Here is a 19,231-nt window from a genome sequence, read left to right on the forward strand (position 1 = left end):
TCCCCCCTCCCACGCCCCGCCCGATCGCCCAGCTTCCACGATGAGACCGTACGTGCGGCATGCGCACACCCGTACCCCACTACGGCAAAGTCACCCTCACCGGCGAACACGGGCACAGCCGTTCGCTTTTCGGCTCCGTCGGCGGCTTTGCGGGCGCTCCGCGGCCCAGGAGACCGGACACGGCGACGCTCCGCGTCGCCGTCACGGGAAGCGATTCCTCCCCGGCGTGAACGCCGGGGCATCCTCGCAAGAATCAGGTGAAGCCTTCGGGCGGCTGTGGACGACTGCCTGAGCCGGAGGATCGCAACTGCTAGCGTTCGGGCCGATCATTACCGGGTCGACTGGGGGAGTAACCGACGATGCAGCGCCCGATGGCCGTTGCCACCATCGCCACCGCCGTCGTTCTGCTGGCAGGTTGCAGCGGCAGCAACGACGACAAGTCCGACTCGACATCCGAGAGCGGCGGCAGCACCAAAGCGTCGGCGCCGGCTGTCGCCTCCTTCGACCCGCCCAAGGCATTCGTCGCGATGTCGGCGTTCGGGGTCGAGCGCACGGAGAAGGACAGTCAGTACACGCTCCAGGCCGGCATGGTGGGCCAGACCTCCCTGATCTCAGGACTCACCGGTGTCACCGGCCGCAACATCGCCGCGCACGGCCAGCCGTGGACCGTCCCGTCCGTTGCGGCGCCCACCACCGAGACGGTGGACGCGACCGCACCGATGGGCGTCCAACTGGACGGCAAGGACGTCGTGGCGATCGCTTACGTTCAGAACGACAAGGGCAACGGCACCCAGAAGGCCAAGGGCCAGGTGGTGTTCCAGTGGCTCAATGCGACCGACGGTAAGAAGGTCGCCGAGGTCACCGCGGACCTCACCCCGGCCCTCGGCGCCGGCCAAGGCGGCGACAACGTGGTGAGCCAGGCGTACGACGCCGCCACCGGGCAGATCGTCGTCGGTGTCGGAGCCGCCGGCGAGGAGGCCGCGAACAAGGGCGGCGAGGTGTTCACGGTCTATGCCGACCCGAAGACCCAGAAGTCGACCGTCATCCCGTTCGTCACCCCCGCGGGCGTGCTGAACGGTGTCGTCGCCGGCGCAAAGGGCAGAAACCTGGAGGGTGCGGGCGACGGCACGATCGTGATCGCCGATGGCACGACCGGCAAGATCACCAAGCAGACCTCGACCAAGCAGGACTACCTGAACCCGGCAGGCAGCGGCTCCAAGCGCGCCTACCTAGCCTCCAACTCGTACGAGGGCAACGACAAGTACAACAACGTCCTTTACTCGGTCGACTACGCCAGCGGCGCCGTCGTGCAGACCAAATTGCAGGTTGTGGACGATCAAGTGAGCACCGCCACCTGCTGGGGTGATCAGGCCAAGGCTGTGGTCTGCACGTCCGGCACGTCCGGCGCGTCCGGCGGCAAGGAGATCATCGGCTTCGACGACACCACCGGCAAGAAGACCTGGGGGTACACCGGCAAGTCGGCGAGCCGGCTCGTCCCGGCGGTCACCGCGGCGTTCCACGGCGTCGTCTACGCCCAGTCCGAGGTCCAGCCGGTGCTGATGGACGCGGCGACCGGCGCGGACATCCGCACGCCGAGTGCGACCTCGATGCCTTCGTTCAGCAAGGACCCGAGCACCACGAACGGTTCGGACATGTCGCTGTACGACGGCAAGCTGAGGTCGCCGACGGCGGTCACGCAGTACGGCGGTGCCTATCTGCAGGCCCCGGGCGGCAGCAACTACGACCTCCAGTCGGTTCTGATCGCGATGGCACCCACCGCCTGATCACCGCGCCACACGATCGAACGCCCCGTCGCGCATGGCCGTGCGGCGGGGCGTCGCCATGTGGGGGGGGCGCCCCATGACTTCTGAGGATGGCAAGAGCCGGGGATCGTCGGAGCATGTGGATGCACGATGTGCCGAACGGGGATGGCTCACATGGCAGTACGGATTCACTTCACCGACGATGACCTCGCACACATCCGGCTGGCACCGGCTCCCGATCCCATGTGGGAGGCGCTGCTCAGCATGCACATGCTGCAGACGGGCGACGGCTCCGCCGCGTTCGGCGGCTGGCGTCAGCGGGTGCGTCGCGAACTGCCAGCGGCTGTACGGCCGTTGCTCCGCCTGGCCCCGCCGGTCGGGTACTCGGCGGACTTTCTCACCCCGGCGGCCGGCACCGGCGGCCTGGACGCCGGGGTCGGCGCGCTGCTGTCCACGCCACGGCAGCGGCTCCGGCGCGACCTGGTGGAACTGTCCCGTGCAGGTCGAAGCCTGCCGCCGTGGGCGAGGTCGCTGGCCGACGGTGACAAGGAGGCCGTCGCCCACCTCGCGCGAACGTTCCGGGAGTACTTCGCGACCGCGCCGGCGCCTTGGTGGGGGTACGTCCGTACCCGCTTCGACGCCGAACGCGCTGGCCACGGCCAGTACTTGGCGGACGGCGGCCTCGGGGGACTGCTGAGTGCCCTCCACCCCGGGCTCGTCTGGCGCCGTCCGGTTCTGGAGGTGAGGGGGCTGGGCGCGGAGCGTGACGTACGCCTCGACGGGCGCGGATTGTTGGTCCTCCCCCTCCCGTCGTACTTCTGCTGGCGCAAGCCGACCCTGCTGAAGGATCCGGCGCTGCCGTGCGTCGTGGTCTACCCGATGACCCACGAGACGGTTCTGAGCGGTGGCGCACCGGGGCTCCGTTCCCTGAACGCCCTCCTCGGACGCACCCGCGCCGGAATCCTGGAAACGGTCGCGGACCACGGCGTGACGACCACCGAACTCGCCCACGACGCGGACATCGCCCCGGCCACGGCAAGCCATCATGCCGGCGTCCTGCGGAAGGCGGGGCTGCTCAGCACGTGCAGGGCGGGGAAGGCGGTACTGCATTCCGTGACGCCGCTCGGGATGGCACTGCTGGACGGCCGTACGGCCCCGCGCCAACGGCGTTCGGCCGGAACCTCCGGCAAACGTCCACACCAGCGCACCAGGAGTTCATGCCGGGCCTGGCCATCCACCACATCCCTGTCGCCGCGCGCCGCCTTGACGCCGAAGTGTCCGCCTTGGAAACCGGGTCGCAACAGTCACGTACGCAGTAAGGCGGCAGGTCCCGTGAAGAAGTTGGCGTATTCGGTGACCCGACGGTCATAGCCGTGAAGCCGGTCGCAGGAATGCATCGTGCACCGTCATGAGGCGGCTGGCCGTCTCCTCATCGGCGTGCTTTGATCCTGCGCACGGCGTGAGGCGTCGGGAATGGGTCCCGGCCCGGGAATCGGGTGGCCACCGCCGTGTTTTGCAATGTGTTCACTCGAAGGGAACCGCAGGTTATGAGCTTCACCTCTCAGGTTGAAACGGCTGAGATCGCCGACGCCGTCCTGGACAACATCTCCGGTGGCATGGCGGGCGGCGCCTCCGCCGGTCTCGCGGGCACCCTCTCCGGTGGCATCGCCGGTGGTCTCGCCGACACCCTGACCGCCGTTGGCTGCGCCGACGTCGTTGCCGCGATTTCGCCCGAGGGCGTCGCGCTGGGCGTCCACGCGCACGGGCACGCTGCCGCTCACTGACGAAACATGTGCAACGGGCCCTGGATCATTTGATTCCGGGGCCCGAATGCTTAACCTTTCCTGCAATAAGAGACGAACGCCCCCCAGGATTCCGCCGAAAGCGCCAGCTGACGCTCCTCCGGGGCCTTCGAGTCGCGAACGTGGATGGTGTGGGGGCAGGTGGCGACCTCTACGCAGTCGCCGTCGCCGCCGCTGCTGTAGCTGCTCTTGAACCAGGCCAGTTCGCTGGTGCTCATAGCTCTCCTCGCATCCGCTGCAACAGGCCCACGGAGTCTTCAGGGGTGAGAGCCTGCGAACGCATACTGGCATACCGCCTCTGGAGGACGCTGACCTCTTTCGCGTCGGAGATGAGCAGTCCGCCTCGCTGGCCCTCGCAGTAGGCGAACCACTTGTTCTCCGGCGTCTCCAGGAGCTGCATCGGGCCGTCGAGCCCCGAGTGCGTCTCCCGTTCCGTCGGCATGATCTGGATCTCGATGTTCCGCAGCTCGGCGATGCCCAGTACGTGGTCGATGAGCTCTCGCGTAACCGCCAAACCGCCGGTTCGCCGCCGGAACAAGTGCTCCTCCAGGACGAAGGCGAACGCCGTGTTCGGCCGTTCCCGCAGCAGTCGCTGCCGTTCAGCCCGTGCTGCCCACTGCGCCTCGATCTGCTCGTCGTCCAGGGGCGGGAGCTGGGTGGTGAACAAGGTCCGCGCGTACGCCTCGGTCTGCAACAGCCCCGGGATCAGTCGGCATTCGTACGTGTACAGCGTGATCGCCGTCGACTCCAGCCGCGCCCACTTCCGAAACCACGCCGCCAGCCCCGGCTGCCGAGCCAGATGCAGCGCCGCCTTCTTCAAGGCCCCCGTATTCCCCAGCACCCCCTCTGACCGCTCCGGGAACGTCGGATCCGGCATCCGCCGCCCCAACTCGATGGAAGCCACCGAGTGTTTGGAGAGCCCCACCCGGTCCCCGAACTCCTCCCGGCTCAACCCCGCATGCTCCCGCAGGGCCTGTACAACCGCCCCGAACGTCCGCAGACTGTCCGACGACTCCGGCTCGCCACCCGTGCCCGCACCCGCACCATCGACCACCATCGGTCACCTCCCGCGCACATGGTTACGGTCCGTCACGCGTACTGTCCAGCCTGTAACCGCGTACGCTCCCGCACCGTACGCGCTCCTCGCCTGGTGAACTGCCCCCGTCGCCCGCCAAATTGGGCGCATGCTCGCACCCCACACCCCCCAACCCCCGGTCACCGTACGTATGTTCGCCCAGCGCCTGAGCGCCACCCCCCGAGGCGCCCGCCTGGCCCGGCACCTGGCCGTGACCCAACTCCAGGCCTGGGGCATCCCGCACGGCAGCCGCACCTCCGAAGCCGTCGCCGTGATCGTCGCCGAGCTGGCCGCCAACGCCGTGATCCACGGCCGAGTTCCAGGCCGGGACTTCGAGCTGCGCCTGTCGCTCCCCACCGGCAGCGTGCGTATCGAGATCAGCGACACCCGTACCGAACCCCGCCCCCCGAAACCCGGCGACGTACGGCCGCCGCGCCCCCTCGACGAACACGGCCGCGGACTCGTCCTCGTCGATGCTATGGCCGACCGGTGGGAGGTGGTCGATCGCGACCCGGCGCCCGGCAAGACCGTCCGTGCCGAGGTCGATCTATGGCGAGGTCACGGCGCGAAGTGATCCAATGCGACCTGGAGAATTTGCCGCTGCCCCGGCCAATCGTTGTCCGTCGCCGCCATCAGCACCGCGTACTGCTCGCCGTTCTCGGCCACGAAGGCGCGGTCGACGACCTGGCGTCGGGTCCCGTCCGGGAGGTCGTAGGCGTACACCAGCTCAGCACCGTCCTGCCCCGGCACCTCCGTTGTCGTCCGGAGGCTGATCTCCTCGTAGTTCTTGGTGCTTCGCGCCCGGTCCTCGGAGGTCCGGCGCAGCGCCTCGTACGGGGTGATGTCCGCCTCCCCGACATAGATCTGCACGAGGCAGCAAGGGTCGTCGAGCGCGGTGTAGAAGACGCCGTTCTCCCTCTCCTCCCGCACCCAGCCCTTCGGCACGGCGATGGTGAAGCCGGCGGGGTCCTTCCGGATCACGAAGTCCGACGGCAGCTCGGTCGGTGACGGTGTGTCCGTGGGCGGGCCGCTGTCCGCAGGGCCGCCGCCCAGGCCGGTGTCCGACGTCGCCGTCTGCGACGCGCTGACCACGGACGCCGCGTCGGTCCCGGCCTCGACACCTGTCCCGTCGTCCTGCAGCGCCAGCACCCCGAAAGCGATGCCGCCCGCGACCACGGCGACCGTCGCACCCGCGATCAGTGCCGTCGTGTGCCTCGACCTCGGAAGCGGGTCGGGCGGCGCCGTCACCGCGTAGGTCACGTCATCGCCCGGTCCCGACGGGTCGTACGCAGGTACCGGCGGTGGCGGCGAAGTCGGCGGCACGACCGCCCCGGACTCGCCCGCCGTCTCCCAGCGCTGCGTCTCGTCGTTCCAGCGGATGCCGCCGTCCCCCGATGTGCCGCTCATCCCACCGTCACCCTCCCAACAGTGCCACCACGGCCTGCGTGACCGCCGCGCCCGAGGCCGCCAGGCCGACCGCCGCGGCGGCGTCCTGGAGGGCCTGGCGCAGGCGGGTCAGCCGGCCCGGGCTCGCCTCACCGGTGTTCTGGATCTCGCCCCGCGTCTCGTCGAGCTGCCGCGTCAGCTCGTCGGTCTCGGGGCTCCGGGCGAAGGCCCTCAGCTCCTCGCGCAACTGCCCCACGACCTGGAGCAGTTCCTCCTGTTCGGCGGCGAGCGCCTGGCGCGGCGCCTCGTAGTTGTTCGCCACGCTGTGGGCGCCGAAGGCGAAGGCCCCCTTTGCCGTGCCGATGTGGATGTTCTGAGTGCCACCAGGGCCCTCGCCGCCCGGCGCCGCCTCATCCGCTGCCACTGTCCGTCCCTTCCGAGCTTCCGGCTTCCTGGTTGTTGGCCACGCTGTGCTCGCCGAAGGCGAACGCGCCGCTGGCCTGCTCGATCAGCACTCCGCCGTTGCTGACGTTGATGATCTTCTGCTCGAACTCCTCGGTGCGGTAGCCCGCCTCGCTCAGGGCACGGCGCACACCGTTGGCGACCCGGTCCTGAATCGTCTTCAGGTAGCGCTGGTGGTCCATCTCCTGGAAGAGCGACGCCTCGTCGTCCGAGCCCAGTTCGCGCACCGAGACGGCCGGCCCGTCCGGCATGGCCCGGCCGGAGCCGTGGGAGGCCAGCCGGCCGAGCAGGGTGAGGGTCCGCCACACGGTGACGACGGACCGGCCGGCGGTGTGCGGGACGCGGGACAGCGCCCGGACCGCCTTGCCGAGCGAGTTGGCGTGGAGGTAGTCGTGGGCCAGTCGGTCGGCCTCCCGGAACTGCGGCCGTACCGGGCGCAGGACGTGCGGTGCGACCTCCAGCATCAGCATGCCGCCCTGGGTGTGCACTCGGACGAAGACGGTGGTGACCAGCTCCTCCTCCCAGCCGCCGACCTGCACCCGCAGGAAGTGGCGCCGGGTCTCGCCGCCCTCCTCGACGGCGCGGGCCCGGTGCTGCTCGAACTGCCCGGAGCCGTAGGGGGCGTACTGTCTGCCGGGCAGTCCGTCCACCGGGAGGAAGACGCACTCGTCGATCTGCAGGTGTCGCAGCCGGTCCCGTACGGCCGCCGCGCCCTGCGGGGTGCGGGCGGTGGCGGGCTCGCGCAAAGCCTCCAGCAGGGGCTGGATCCGGTCGAGGACGGTCTGGTTGTCCAGCGGCAGCGGAGGTATCCCGAGATCTGTGCGCGGCCGTAGTTCGACGGACAGGGACCACGTGTCGTACGGGGTGCCTGCGCCGCAGAACGGCCGGTCCGCCCGGTACATCACCAACCCCGCCCGCTGCTCGATTCGGATGCGGTCCCGCAGGTGGTGGAAGCGGCTGCCCTCGGTGGTCCGCTCGGCGGGGTCGGCCGCGGCGTCGGGGAACCTGGTCCGGGACAGCTCGCCCGCCAGCGCGCGGGAGACCTGGTGGCGCTGGAGGCCGACGGTCAGCGCCACCACCAGCGGGAGGGCCAGTGCGATCCACGCCTGGAGGCGGGTGATCTCGTAGAGGCCGTCGGCAAAGATGAGCCGGGGGATCACCAGGACGTCCCAGAACGCCTCGGTGTTCGCCAGCAGCTCGTCGTCCCTGGTGCCGATCGCGTACGGCGTGAGCACGGCGAAGACCGCGGAAAACCGGGCGTACAGGCGCATGGTCCAGGCCACGTAGCGGCGGTACGGCCGCGACGAGGACCCGCGCACCTTGGCGGCCAGGAACGTCACCACAACGGGCATCAGATACAGCAGACTCAGCCGGTGCGTGAGCGGCAGGCTGACGATCCACAGCGCCAGGATGGCCGCGGCCCAGCTCACGTCCAGGCGCTGCGCGCGCAGGGCGTGGGCCAGTACGCGGGCCGCGTCGAAGCCGAACGAGGGGGCGACGAGGCGCTCGTCGTGGACGTAGAGCTCCTCGATGACCGTGTGCCGGTATGTCTCGTCGAGATAGGTGCCGGCACACAGCAGGCGTGTCGCCTCGCTGGCGTGCGGGGCGGTCCGGGGCGGCGCGGACCGCCCGTCCGGCGGCTCCGGCTGCTGCGGCACCAAGGTCTGCTGCGTCACTGTCTCGTCCCCCGAGGCGTTCAGCCTTGTGCTGTAAGTGAGTTGGCGGGCCAACACTTCAGCATACGGAGTGACGGACTGACTACGGAGTGAATAAACGGTGGAGGAATGCGCGGCCGGGGCGTGTGGGGTGTCGCATGTGCCGTGACCGCGCGGGGCGTTGTCAGAGGGCGAACGCCTCCACCGTGCTGCGGGCATTGAAGGAACTGTCGGCGCCGCCAAGGGCATACACGCAGGTGATCCCGGGCGCCTGGGCAGTGGGGCAGGGCGCCGTCGTCCCCGCTAGCTCGAAGCGGGCGGTGGGCAGATCGGGGAGGGTCCGCCATGTGTTGGTGGCCGGGCTGTAAGCCTCCACCCTGTCCAGGACCTCTTCGCTGAAGTTGAACCCGCCGAAGGCGTAGACGCAGGTCCCGGCCAGCCCGGGGACCCCCGGAGGGCAGGATGCCGACGCACCCGCGAGAGCGACATTGGGGGCGCCCATCGAGGGCAGGGGCCGCCATGTGTTCGTGGTGGGGCTGTAAGCCTCCACGGTGTTCAGGATCTCGTCGTCGAAGTTGAACCCGCCGATGGCGTATACGCAGGTCCCGCTCAGTCCGGGGACACCCTGGGGGCAGGGCGCCGACGCACCGGCTGGGGCGTCGCGTGAGGTGCCGAGCGAAGGCAGGGTCCGCCAGGCGTTGGTGACCGGGCTGTAAGCCTCCACCGCGTTACCGAAGTCGCCGCCGATGGCATAGACGCAGGTTCCTCGCAGCCCTGGGACACCCACGGGGCACGGCGCCGTCGCGCCGGCCAAGAAGCTGCGGGCGGTCGGCAGCTCGGGGAGGGTCCGCCATGTGTTGGTGACCGGGCTGTAAGCCTCCACCGTGCGTGCGTTGAAGCTCGGGTTGGGCCAGTCACTCCCCGTGAAGCCGCCGATGGCGTAGACGCAGGTTCCCCTCAGCTCTGGGACGCCCTGGGGGCACGGCGCCGCCACACCTCCGAGCGCGAAGCGGGCGGTGGGCAGCTCGGGCAGGGTCCGCCATGTGTTGGTGTCCGGGCTGTAGGCCTCCACCGTGTTGAGCGGACCGTTCCCGAAGGCGTTTCGACCACCGAAGGTGTAGACGCAGGTCCCCCTCAGCCCTGGGACACCCTGGGGGCAGGGCGCGGTCGCCGCCGCATGGCTGAGGCGGGCGGTGGGCATGCCGGGCAGCGTCAGCCAGACGGCCTGGGCATGCGCGAGCGTGGGCGTCAGGGCGAGCAGCGGTGCCAGGAACGCGACGAGCAGCCGACGGCACCAAGCACGCCCGGACGAGACCGGAGCATCTGCCACCGGCCGCAACCGGCCCATCGGCGCCCTTCGCACCCTGCCTGCGCGAGTCAACGAGATCTCCACCTACGTGCCGCCCTTCCTCACCGATGGCCGCGATCTGCGAGGCACCCCGGCACACAGCGACAGCGGGGCGTCCAGTGTGATTTAAGGCATGACTGCTGTCTGAGGGCGACGCCAGCGGCTCCATTCGGGCACGTCACCCGCCTGTCCCACGGCACTTCCCGTGGCGTCCGGTGCTGCGCGGGCCATTGACGCGCAAGTGATTCGATTCTACGTTCCCGTCCGAAGTGACGATCGTTGTTCGAAATTCTGAACAATACAGAACAGGAGTGTGTCCCGCATGAGCCGCAAGCGCACGACCCTCCTCGCCATTCCCGTCGCCGCCCTCCTCGCCCTCGTCCCGTCCTCGGCGTCGGCCTACCCCAACCCCGGCCGGGTCACCGGCTCCGTCGTCACGCACGACCCGTCGATGATCCGCGCCTCGTCGGGCGAATACCTGCTGTACGCCACCGGCGGCGGCATCGCCAGCAAGACGTCGTCCGACCGCACCGCCTTCAGTGCGGGCGCCGACGCCTTCGGCAGCCGCCCGAGTTGGTGGTCGACCTACTCCTCCGTCCCGGAGGCCTGGGCGCCGGACATCGCGTACCAGGGCGGCAAGTACCTGATGTACTACTCCGTCTCGAAGTTCGGCTCGAACACCTCGGCCATCGGTCTCGCCACCTCCAGCACCGGCCGGCCCGGCAGCTGGACCGACCAGGGCACGGTCTACACGTCCGGCTCCTCCAGCGACTACAACGCCATCGACCCCAACCTCTTCGTCGACGGCGACGGCAAGTGGTGGCTGTCCTTCGGCAGTTGGTGGACCGGCATCAAGATGATCCAGATCAACCCGTCCACCGGGAAGCAGCTGTCGAGCAACACCACCCGGTACTCGCTCGCCTCCCGCCCGACCGGGACGAAGGCCGTCGAGGCGCCGTACATCGTCAAGCGGGGCAGCTACTACTACCTCTTCGCGTCCTACGACACCTGCTGCGCCGGCACCAGCTCCACATACAAGGTCAAGGTCGGCCGCGCCACCAGCGTCACCGGGCCGTACGTCGACAAGAACGGCGTCTCGATGATGAACAACGGCGGGACGCCGGTCCTGGAGTCGCACGGCAGCATCATCGGCCCCGGCGGACAGTCGATCATGAACGACTCCGACGGCGACCTGATCGTCTACCACTACTACGACGGCAACGACAACGGCACGCCCAAGCTGGGCATCAACCTACTGAACTGGAGCACCGGATGGCCCGTCGCATACTGACCCTGCTGGCAGCGTTGCTGCTGGCCCTCTCGATCGGGCAGCCGTCCGCGAGTGCGGCCTCCTTCGCCAACCCGGTCAAGACCCAGAAGGGCGCCGACCCCTGGATCTCGTACCACAACGGCAACTACTACATGGTGACGACGAGTTGGACCGACGTCATCACCATGCGCAAGTCCACCACCCTGGCCGGCCTCGCCACCGCGCCCAGCGTGCAGGTGTGGAAGGGCGACGCGGCCAGCCGCTGCTGCAACATCTGGGCGCCCGAGATCCACCTCATCAACGGCCGCTGGTACCTGTACTACGTCGCCGGCCAGAACATCTCCGACTACAACCCGACCCAGCGCACCCACGTCCTGGAGAGCGCGGGCTCCGACCCCATGGGGCCGTACACCTACAAGAACCAGCTCAACTCGGCCTGGATGCTGGACGCGACGGTGGCGACCATCAACGGGCAGCTGTACCTCTTCGGCAGCGCGACCGGCGGCGGCACGCAGAACATCGTCGCGGCCCGGATGTCGAACCCGTACACCCTCGCCACCGGCTTCTCCACCGTCTCCACGCCGACGTACGACTGGGAGCGCAACGGCGCGGTCAACGAGGGGCCGGAGATCCTCCAGCGCGGCGGCAAGACGTTCCTCATCTACTCGGGCAGCGGCTGCTGGACGCCCGACTACAAACTCGGCCAGCTGACCCTGACCGGATCCGACCCGCTCTCGGCCTCCTCCTGGACCAAGAAGTCCACGCCGGTCTTCCAGCGCAGCGACTCCAACGGCGTGTACGGGCCCGGCCACAACGGCTTCTTCACCTCCCCCGACGGCACCGAGAACTGGATCGTCTACCACGCCAACGACAGCGCGAGCGACGGCTGCGACAACGGCCGTACGGCCCGGGCCCAGAAGTTCACCTGGAACTCCGACGGCACCCCGAACTTCGGCACCCCGGTCCGCCTCGGCACCTCTCTCACCGGCCCCTCGGGGGAGCCGGCCGGCGCCTCCACGACGTACACGGTCGTCAACCGCAACAGCGGCAAGTGCCTTGACATCGACGGGGGTTCGACCGCCGACGGCGCTAATGTCCAGCAGTGGACATGCAGCGGCGGCAACAACCAGAAGTGGCGCCTGGAGGACCTGGGTGACGACACCCACCGCCTGGTGAATGTCGCCACCGGCAAGGTCCTGGACACCGAGAACTGTTCCAGTGCCGACGGCGCCGACCTCCGCCAGTGGTCCTGGCTGAACAACACCTGCCAACGCTTCCGCTTCATCGCCACGGACAACGGCTACGTCCAGATCGCCAACCAGGCCACGGGCAAGGTGGCCGACGTGGCGAACTGCGGAACGGCGGACGGAGCGGACGTACGCCAGTGGAGCTGGCTGGGCAACAACTGCCAACAGTGGCGCCTAAACCCGGCGTAGCTGCAGCCCACCCAGGGGTGCGGGGCTGTATCGATATGCGGCTCCGCCGCGTGGGCGCGACAAGCCACAACGGACCGGCAGGCGCGCAAAGTACCCGCACCCCCTACGGCGATAAGGCGCTACCCGGCCTGCCCCATCCCCGCCGCATTCGGCCAACTCTGACTGTTCGGCCACCCCGTCGCCGGCGCCGGAGTCAGCCCCGGCCCAGTCGTACCCCGAACCTGCGCGGCCGTAAGCCCCCCACGCGCCGGCACCCCCGGCGGCGTAGGCCCAGGCATGGCAGCCGCAGCAGCCGCAGCCGGCGCCACAGGCGACGGGAACGGCATCGGCGCGGGCGCGGGGGGAGCCGGGGCCGGCATGGGAGCCACAGGGGCCGGGGCGGGCATCGGGGCCGCAGGAGCCGGCGCCGGCATCGGCATGCCGGTCCCCTGCATCGCCGCCGCCTGCTGAGCCACCGCAGGTATCCCCGCCCCGTTGGTGGAGCTGACCAACCGGTCCACGGCCGCCGTACCCGAGCTGTAGTTGGTCCCTGTACCGAGCTCGGGTACGGCGGCTCCCCTCCTGGTCCCGTAGAGCACCTGCTCCAGGCCGGACACCAGGCGACGCACGTCCACCTGGGGGCGCACCACGAGTCGCAGGAAGCGGCTGGACGAACCGATCTTGTTGCCGCACTCGCGGACCAGGATCCGGTGCTCGGTGAGCAGCCGGTCCCGGACCACGGTGCCTTCCGCGCCGACGGGGAGGCGCACGAAGAGGAAGTTGCCCTGGGACGGATAGACCGTCAGGCCGGGCAGCGCGGAGAGCTGGCTGGCCATGTCGAGGCGGTCCCGGCGCACCTGATGGAGGCTCTGCGCGTACTCGGCGCCGTGGTTCTTGAGCATGAACACCACGTGCTCGGCGAAGGCGTTGAGGTTCCACTTCGGCAGCATCGAGCGGACCATGCCCGCGAGCGCCGGGTTGGCGACCAGGTAGCCGAAGCGGATGCCGTGCAGACCGAAGTTCTTGCCGAGGCTGCGCAGGACGATGACGTTCGGGCGCAGCATCGCCTCCTGGACGACCGACGGCTCCTGCTCGGCGTCGGCGAACTCCAGGAACGACTCGTCGACGATGACGAGGTCCAGGTCGGCCATAGCGTCCATGAACTGCACGAGCGCGTGCTTGTGGAGGTAGCCGCCGTCGGGGTTGTTCGGGTTGCAGATCACCGCCACCCGCGTGCCCCTGGCCCGGATGAACTCGGCGTACTGCGCGAGGTCCAGGGCGAATCCGCTGGACTCCTGCAGCGGGAACATGTCGACCCGCTTGCCGGTCTCCATCGGCTGGTCGGTCCAGCGGCCGAAAGTGGGGACGGGGATGGCGAGGGACTCACGGACCATCAGGTGGTCGATCCAGGTGATCAGCTCCGTGGAGCCGTTGCCCATCGCCACGCACTGCGGCGGGAGTTGGAGCAGACTGCACAGCTCGGCCGTGATCGTGTCGGCGCTGCTCGGGTAGTAGGTGATGATGTCCCGCAGCCGGGCCCCCATGTCCTGGAACATCTCCGGCGTCGGGAAGTAGGGGTTGCAGGGAATGCAGAAGTCGACCGGACCGGCCCCGTCGCCGCCCTCCCGCGTCAGCGCCGCCATCGACGGGCTGTGTGCCGCGGTGCTGCGGAACAGCGAGGTGACGTTGTCGGCCATGGAACCTCCGTATGGGGCGGGCCCGGCGGGGACGACCGGGCCCGTCGTTTCTTGGGTGGCCCGCGCGGGGGAGCACGGGCCGCCCTTACATACGGAGGCTGCGGTGGCGCTGTTCAACCACTGAGAAATCGGTGAGAACTTGTGTGCCACCTGTGAAGGTCCGTCAGAACGGACGTCGGAACGGACGTCAGAACGGACCTCGGATGAGACGTCAGCGGCTGAACGAGTGCACCGTCGTCGACCGGTACGTCTGTCCCGGCCGCAGCACCGTCGACGGGAACGACGGCTTGTTCGGCGAGTCCGGGAAGTGCTGCGTCTCCAGGCACAGCGCGTCGCCCTGCCGGTAGATGTGCCCGCTCGGGCCGACGAGGGTGCCGTCGAGGAAGTTGCCCGAGTAGAACTGCAGGCCGGGCTCGGTGGTCGCCATCCGCAGGGTGCGGCCGGAGGAGGGGTCCTTCAGCGTCGCGCACCACTCGGGGCGCGGCGAGATGCCCTTGTCGAGCACCCAGTTGTGGTCGATGCCCTTGGCGTACAGCAACTGCTGGTGGGCCTCGCGCAGGGCCTCGCCGATCGCCCTGGTGCTGCGGAAGTCGAAGGGGGTGCCCGTGACCGGGGCCGGCTCACCGGTGGGGATGAGGCCCGAGTCGACGGGGGTGTAGCGGGAGGCGGCGATCTTCAGCTCGTGGTTCTCGATCGTGCCGCTGCCCTCGCCGGCGAGGTTCCAGTACACGTGGCTGGTGAGGTTGACGACGGTGGCTTTGTCGGTGGTGGCCTCGTAGTCGATGCGCCAGTCGCCGTGCTTGGTGAGGGTGTACGTCACCTTCACCTTGAGCGTGCCCGGGTAGCCCATCTCGCCGTCGGCGGAGGTGTGGTGGAGGTACAGGCCGACGTCCGAGCCCTTGGTGAACGGCTCGACGTCCCACACGTGCTTGTCGAAGCCCTTGGCGCCGCCGTGCAGGCTGTTCTCGCCGTCGTCGACGGACAGCTGGTAGCTCTGGCCGTCCAAGGTGAACTGGCCCTTGCCGATGCGGTTGCCGTACCGGCCGATCAGAGCGCCGAAGTACGGGCTCTTGGCGACGTACTCCTCGATGCTGTCGAAGCCCAGGGAGATGTTGGCGTACCGGCCGTCGCGGTCCGGGACCTCCAGGGACCGCACGATGCCGCCGTAGGAGAGGACCTTCATCCGTGTGCCGCCGTTGGCCAGCGACCAGCTGTGGACCTTCGTGCCGTCGGCGAGGGTGCCGAAGAGGGACTTCACCGGCGTGTTGCCTCCGTCGCTGAAAAGAACAGGGCCCCGCCTTCCGGCGGGGCCCTCCGGTGCACTTACGAACCGACCTTGCGCTTGTTCCACACGTCGAACCCGACCGCGGCCAGCAGGGCGAGGCCCTTGATGACCTGCTGCCAGTCGGTGCCGACGCTGAGGAGGTTCATGCCGTTGTTCAGCACGCCGAGGACGAGACCGCCGATGATCGCGCCGAGGACGGTGCCGACACCGCCGCTCATGGACGCGCCACCGATGAACGCCGAGGCGATGGCCTCCAGCTCGTAGCTCAGACCCGCCTTCGGCGAGGCGGCGTTGAGACGGGCGGCGATCGCCAGACCCGCGAGGGCCGCGAGCACGCCCATGTTCACGAAGACCAGGAAGGTGACCTTCTTGTCCTTCACACCGGACAGCTTCGCCGCCGGCAGGTTGCCGCCGATCGCGTAGATGTGCCGGCCGAAGACGGAGTTGCGCATCAGGTAGCCGTAGCCGACCACCAGCGCACCCAGGACCAGCAGGATGATCGGCGCGCCCTTGTAGCTGGCGAGCAGCATGGTGACCGTGAGCAGCGCGGCCGAGATGGCGACCAGCTTCAGCAGGAAGATGTTGCGCGGCGCCACGTCCAGCGCGAACTCCTTCTGACGCCCCCGGTCACGCATCTCCTGGATGACCACGAAGGCGATCATGGCGAAGCCCAGCAGCAGCGTGATGTTGTGGTAGTTCGTCTCCGGGCCGGTCTCGGGCAGGAAGCCGTTGCCCATCTTCTGCAGGCCGTCGGGGAACGGGCCGAGGGTCTGGCCCTCCAGGAGGATCTCCGTCACTCCGCGGAAGACCAGCATGCCCGCGAGGGTGACGATGAACGACGGTATGCCGAGATAGGCGATGAAGAACCCTTGCGCCGCGCCCGCGACCGCGCCCGCCACCAGACAGAGGACCAGGGCGACCGGCCACGACACATCGTGCTGCACCGTCAGCACGGCCGCGAACGCGCCCACGAAGGCCGTGAGTGAACCGACCGACAGGTCGATGTGGCCCGCGACGATCACCAGCATCATGCCGATCGCGAGGATCAGGATGTAGCTGTTCTGCAGGACCAGGTTGGAGACGTTGCGCGGCAGCAGCAGGTCGCCGTCGGTCAGGATCGCGAAGAAGGCGACGATCAGGCCGAGGGCGATCAGCATGCCGTACTGACGCATGTTGCGGCGCATTCCGTCCAGCATCAGCTGCAGCAGGCCGCCGCCCGAGGCCGATCCGGTCCCGCCCGGCGGCGCCGGGGCCGGGCTCTTGGCGGTCACATCCGTGCTCATCGGGTTACCTCTTTGTCCTTCGTCATCTGACGCATCAGCGATTCCTGCGTGGCCTCGGCACGCGGGAACTCACCCGTCAACCGCCCTGCGGCCATCGTGTAGATGCGGTCGCACATTCCGAGCAGTTCGGGAAGCTCGGAGGAGATGAAGACGACCGCCTTGCCCTCAGCGGCCAGCTTGTCGATGACCGTGTAGATCTCGTACTTGGCGCCGACGTCGATACCGCGCGTCGGCTCGTCCAGGATCAGCACATCCGGACCCGCGAAGATCCACTTGCTGAGGACGACCTTCTGCTGGTTGCCGCCGGACAGCTTGCCCACCGGCTCGAACACCGTCGGTGCCTTGATGTTCATGGTCTTTCGGTAGCGCTCGGCGACCTGCCGTTCCTCGTGCTCGTCGACGACGCCCCGCTTCGCGACCTTGGCCAGGGCGGTCAGCGAGATGTTCCGGTTGATCGTGTCGATCAGGTTCAGGCCGTAGTGCTTGCGGTCCTCGGTGACGTACGCGATGCCGTTCTTGACCGCCTCGGCCACCGACTTCGTACGGATCTCGGTGCCGTCCTTGAGGACCGTGCCGCCCGCGTAACGGCCGTAGGAGCGGCCGAAGACGCTCATCGCCAGCTCGGTGCGGCCGGCACCCATGAGGCCCGCGATACCGACGATCTCCCCGCGCCGCACGTTGATCGACACACCGTCGACCACCTTGCGCTGATGGTCGATCGGGTGGAGCACGGTCCAGTCGCGGATCTCCAGGGCCGGCGCCGCGCCCACCTCCGCCTCGTGCGGGGTGCGCTCGGGGAAGCGATGGTCGAGGTCGCGGCCCACCATGCCGCTGATGATCCGGTCCTCCGTGGTCTCCGGCGCCTTCACATCGAGGGTCTCGATGGACCTGCCGTCGCGGATGATCGTCACCGAGTCGGCGACCTTGCGGATCTCGTTCAGCTTGTGAGAGATGATGATCGAGGTGATGCCCTGCTTCTTCAACTCCAGGATCAGATCGAGGAGTTTGCCGCTGTCCTCGTCGTTCAGGGCGGCGGTCGGCTCATCCAGGATGAGCAGCTTCACCTTCTTCGACAGCGCCTTGGCGATCTCCACGAGCTGCTGCTTGCCCACACCGATGTCGGTGACGCGGGTCTCCGGGTGGTCGTCGAGACCGACCCGGCGCAGCAGCTCGGTGGCGTGCCGCAGGGTCTCCCGCCAGTCGATGAACCCGCCCTTGGCGTGTTCGTTGCCGAGGAAGATGTTCTCCGCGAGGGAGAGGTACGGCGACAGCGCCAGCTCCTGGTGGATGATGACGATGCCGCGCTGCTCGCTCGCGCGGATGTCCTTGAAGTGGCACTCCTCTCCCTCGAAGAGGATCTCGCCTTCGTAGCTGCCGTGCGGATGGACGCCGGAGAGCACCTTCATCAAGGTGGACTTCCCGGCGCCGTTCTCACCGCAGATGGCATGGACCTCGCCCTGACGGACGGTCAGTGTGACGTCCGACAGCGCTTTCACACCGGGAAAGGTCTTGACGATCGAGCGCATTTCCAGGACGGGTCCCGCCATGGTCGTGCCTTCCAATCAGGGTCGGGTCGGGGATTCCGTCGTTACTTCAGGTCGCCTTCCTTGATGTAGCCGGAGTCGACGACGACCTTCTGGTAGTTGGTCTTGTCGACGGCGACCGGCTCGAGGAGGTACGCCGGGACGACCTTGGAGCCGTTGTCGTAGGTCTCGGTGTCGTTGGTCTCGGGCTTCTTGTCGTTCAGCAGCGCGTCGACCATGCTCGAGGCGACCTTGGCCAGCTCGCGGGTGTCCTTGTAGACGGTCATCGACTGCTCGTCGGCGATGATCGACTTCACCGAGGCGACCTCGGCGTCCTGCCCGGAGACGATCGGCAGCGGCTTGTCCTTGGAGCCGTAGCCGTCGGACTTCAGCGCGGAGAGGATGCCGATGGAGATGCCGTCGTACGGCGAGAGGACGGCGTCGACCTTGCCGCTCTTGTAGTCCTTGGTGAGGATGTCGTCCATGCGCCGCTGGGCGGTGGCGCCGTCCCACCGCAGGGTGGTGACCTTGGTGATGTCGGTCTCGCCGGACTTGACGACGAGCTGCTTCTTGTCGATGTACGGCTGCAGGACCTTCATCGCGCCGCCGAAGAAGTAGCGCGTGTTGTTGTCGTCGTTCGAGCCGGCGAAGAGCTCGATGTTGAACGGGCCCTTCTTGCTGCCGTCCTTGAGGCCGAGCTTCTCGACGATGTAGTTGCCCTGGAGCTCGCCGACCTTCTCGTTGTCGAAGGAGGCGTAGTAGTCGACGTTCTCCGTGCCGAGGATCAGACGGTCGTAGGAGATGACCGGGATGTCGGCGTCCTTGGCCTGCTGGAGCACGTTGTTCATCGACTTGTTGTCGATGGCCGCGACGATCAGGGCCTTCACGCCCTGCGTGATCATGTTCTCGATCTGCGAGACCTGCTTGGCGGGGTCGTCCTCGCCGAAGACCAGCGTGGTCTTGTAGCCCTTGGACTCCAGGTCCGCGACGACGTTCTTGCCGTCGGCGATCCAGCGCTCGGAGGACTTGGTCGGCATCGAGATGCCGATCGTCCCACCCTTGGTGTCCCCGCCGTCGTCCTTGCTGCCGCCCTCACCGCTCTGGCCACAGGCGGACAGGGTGAGGGCGAGGGAGGCGGCTCCGGCTATGGCGGCGAGTGCGGCTCGGCGAGTGCGCATGATCATCATCCTTGATGTCTTGAAGGCCTGGAACGTTCTGGCGGGGACGGCACTTCATGAGCCGAAAGGACGCCAGAGAGATGTGGTGG

Annotated in this window: 16 protein-coding genes and 1 pseudogene; 6 read left to right on the forward strand and 11 right to left on the reverse strand. The window is 68.4% G+C overall.

Going from position 1 to position 19,231, the window contains the following annotated elements:
* Positions 1–371 precede the first annotated feature (371 nt).
* From ADL12_RS27640 to ADL12_RS27650, 3 genes are all read left to right on the forward strand, one after another.
* Positions 372–1,784, forward strand: coding sequence for a hypothetical protein (locus tag ADL12_RS27640; protein ID WP_208614629.1), 1,413 nt, complete (start codon positions 372–374; stop codon positions 1,782–1,784).
* 153 nt (positions 1,785–1,937) lie between these two features.
* Positions 1,938–3,134, forward strand: coding sequence for a winged helix-turn-helix domain-containing protein (locus ADL12_RS27645; protein ID WP_063806742.1), 1,197 nt, complete (start codon positions 1,938–1,940; stop codon positions 3,132–3,134).
* A 176-nt stretch (positions 3,135–3,310) separates the two neighbouring features.
* Entirely contained in the window at positions 3,311–3,547 is a 237-nt protein-coding gene (locus tag ADL12_RS27650) for a hypothetical protein (protein ID WP_062706463.1), read from the forward strand.
* A 50-nt stretch (positions 3,548–3,597) separates the two neighbouring features.
* On the opposite strand, the gene ADL12_RS27655 is transcribed toward ADL12_RS27650, so the two are convergent.
* On the reverse strand, positions 3,598–3,783 hold the full coding sequence (locus tag ADL12_RS27655; RefSeq protein WP_062706465.1) for a DUF397 domain-containing protein: 186 nt from the start codon (positions 3,781–3,783) through the stop codon (positions 3,598–3,600).
* On the reverse strand, positions 3,780–4,622 hold the full coding sequence (locus tag ADL12_RS27660) for a helix-turn-helix domain-containing protein (protein WP_062706467.1): 843 nt from the start codon (positions 4,620–4,622) through the stop codon (positions 3,780–3,782). The genes ADL12_RS27655 and ADL12_RS27660 overlap by 4 nt, the downstream gene beginning before the upstream one ends.
* Positions 4,623–4,749: 127 nt before the next feature.
* On the opposite strand from ADL12_RS27660, the gene ADL12_RS27665 reads away from it, so the two are divergent.
* Positions 4,750–5,214 carry an ATP-binding protein gene (locus ADL12_RS27665; protein WP_062706469.1) on the forward strand — a complete coding sequence of 155 codons (465 nt, stop codon included), beginning with the start codon at positions 4,750–4,752 and terminating at the stop codon, positions 5,212–5,214.
* On the opposite strand, the gene ADL12_RS27670 is transcribed toward ADL12_RS27665, so the two are convergent.
* The 4 genes from ADL12_RS27670 to ADL12_RS27685 form a co-directional block, all read right to left on the reverse strand.
* A complete protein-coding gene (locus ADL12_RS27670; RefSeq protein ID WP_062706471.1) occupies positions 5,199–6,047 on the reverse strand; it encodes a hypothetical protein in 849 nt (282 codons plus the stop codon). The genes ADL12_RS27665 and ADL12_RS27670 overlap by 16 nt on opposite strands.
* Positions 6,048–6,054: 7 nt before the next feature.
* Positions 6,055–6,450, reverse strand: a complete 396-nt coding sequence (locus ADL12_RS27675) for a hypothetical protein (protein ID WP_063806743.1) — start codon at positions 6,448–6,450, stop codon at positions 6,055–6,057.
* Entirely contained in the window at positions 6,437–8,164 is a 1,728-nt protein-coding gene (locus ADL12_RS27680) for a hypothetical protein (protein ID WP_079052315.1), read from the reverse strand. The genes ADL12_RS27675 and ADL12_RS27680 overlap by 14 nt, the downstream gene beginning before the upstream one ends.
* 163 nt (positions 8,165–8,327) lie before the next feature.
* Entirely contained in the window at positions 8,328–9,473 is a 1,146-nt protein-coding gene (locus ADL12_RS27685; RefSeq protein WP_159053318.1) for a Kelch repeat-containing protein, read from the reverse strand.
* A gap of 340 nt (positions 9,474–9,813) precedes the next feature.
* Between ADL12_RS27685 and ADL12_RS27690 the strand changes: the two genes are divergently transcribed.
* Positions 9,814–10,782: an arabinan endo-1,5-alpha-L-arabinosidase gene (locus tag ADL12_RS27690; RefSeq protein ID WP_062706475.1), complete on the forward strand. Its 969-nt coding sequence runs from the start codon at positions 9,814–9,816 to the stop codon at positions 10,780–10,782.
* The gene (locus ADL12_RS27695) at positions 10,764–12,197 is read left to right on the forward strand and encodes a family 43 glycosylhydrolase (protein ID WP_062706477.1); all 1,434 of its coding nucleotides are present in this window, start codon (positions 10,764–10,766) and stop codon (positions 12,195–12,197) included. The genes ADL12_RS27690 and ADL12_RS27695 overlap by 19 nt, the downstream gene beginning before the upstream one ends.
* A 119-nt stretch (positions 12,198–12,316) precedes the next feature.
* Here ADL12_RS27695 and ADL12_RS27700 read toward each other — a convergent pair whose 3' ends face one another.
* From ADL12_RS27700 to chvE, 5 genes and pseudogenes are all read right to left on the reverse strand, one after another.
* On the reverse strand, positions 12,317–13,873 hold the full coding sequence (locus ADL12_RS27700; protein WP_062706479.1) for a pyridoxal phosphate-dependent aminotransferase: 1,557 nt from the start codon (positions 13,871–13,873) through the stop codon (positions 12,317–12,319).
* Positions 13,874–14,084: 211 nt separating this feature from the next.
* A pseudogene (locus ADL12_RS27705) lies at positions 14,085–15,146 on the reverse strand (aldose epimerase family protein); the annotation flags it as partial.
* A gap of 50 nt (positions 15,147–15,196) precedes the next feature.
* Positions 15,197–16,441 carry a multiple monosaccharide ABC transporter permease gene (gene mmsB / locus ADL12_RS27710; protein ID WP_062706483.1) on the reverse strand — a complete coding sequence of 415 codons (1,245 nt, stop codon included), beginning with the start codon at positions 16,439–16,441 and terminating at the stop codon, positions 15,197–15,199.
* A complete protein-coding gene (gene mmsA, locus ADL12_RS27715; RefSeq protein ID WP_062706485.1) occupies positions 16,438–17,988 on the reverse strand; it encodes a multiple monosaccharide ABC transporter ATP-binding protein in 1,551 nt (516 codons plus the stop codon). Before mmsA ends, mmsB begins: the two co-directional genes overlap by 4 nt.
* Before the next feature lie 41 nt (positions 17,989–18,029).
* On the reverse strand, positions 18,030–19,142 hold the full coding sequence (gene chvE / locus ADL12_RS27720; RefSeq protein ID WP_208614630.1) for a multiple monosaccharide ABC transporter substrate-binding protein: 1,113 nt from the start codon (positions 19,140–19,142) through the stop codon (positions 18,030–18,032).
* Positions 19,143–19,231: the final 89 nt, after the last annotated feature.

This window comes from Streptomyces regalis, from assembly GCF_001509475.1.
Lineage (GTDB): Bacteria > Actinomycetota > Actinomycetes > Streptomycetales > Streptomycetaceae > Streptomyces > Streptomyces regalis.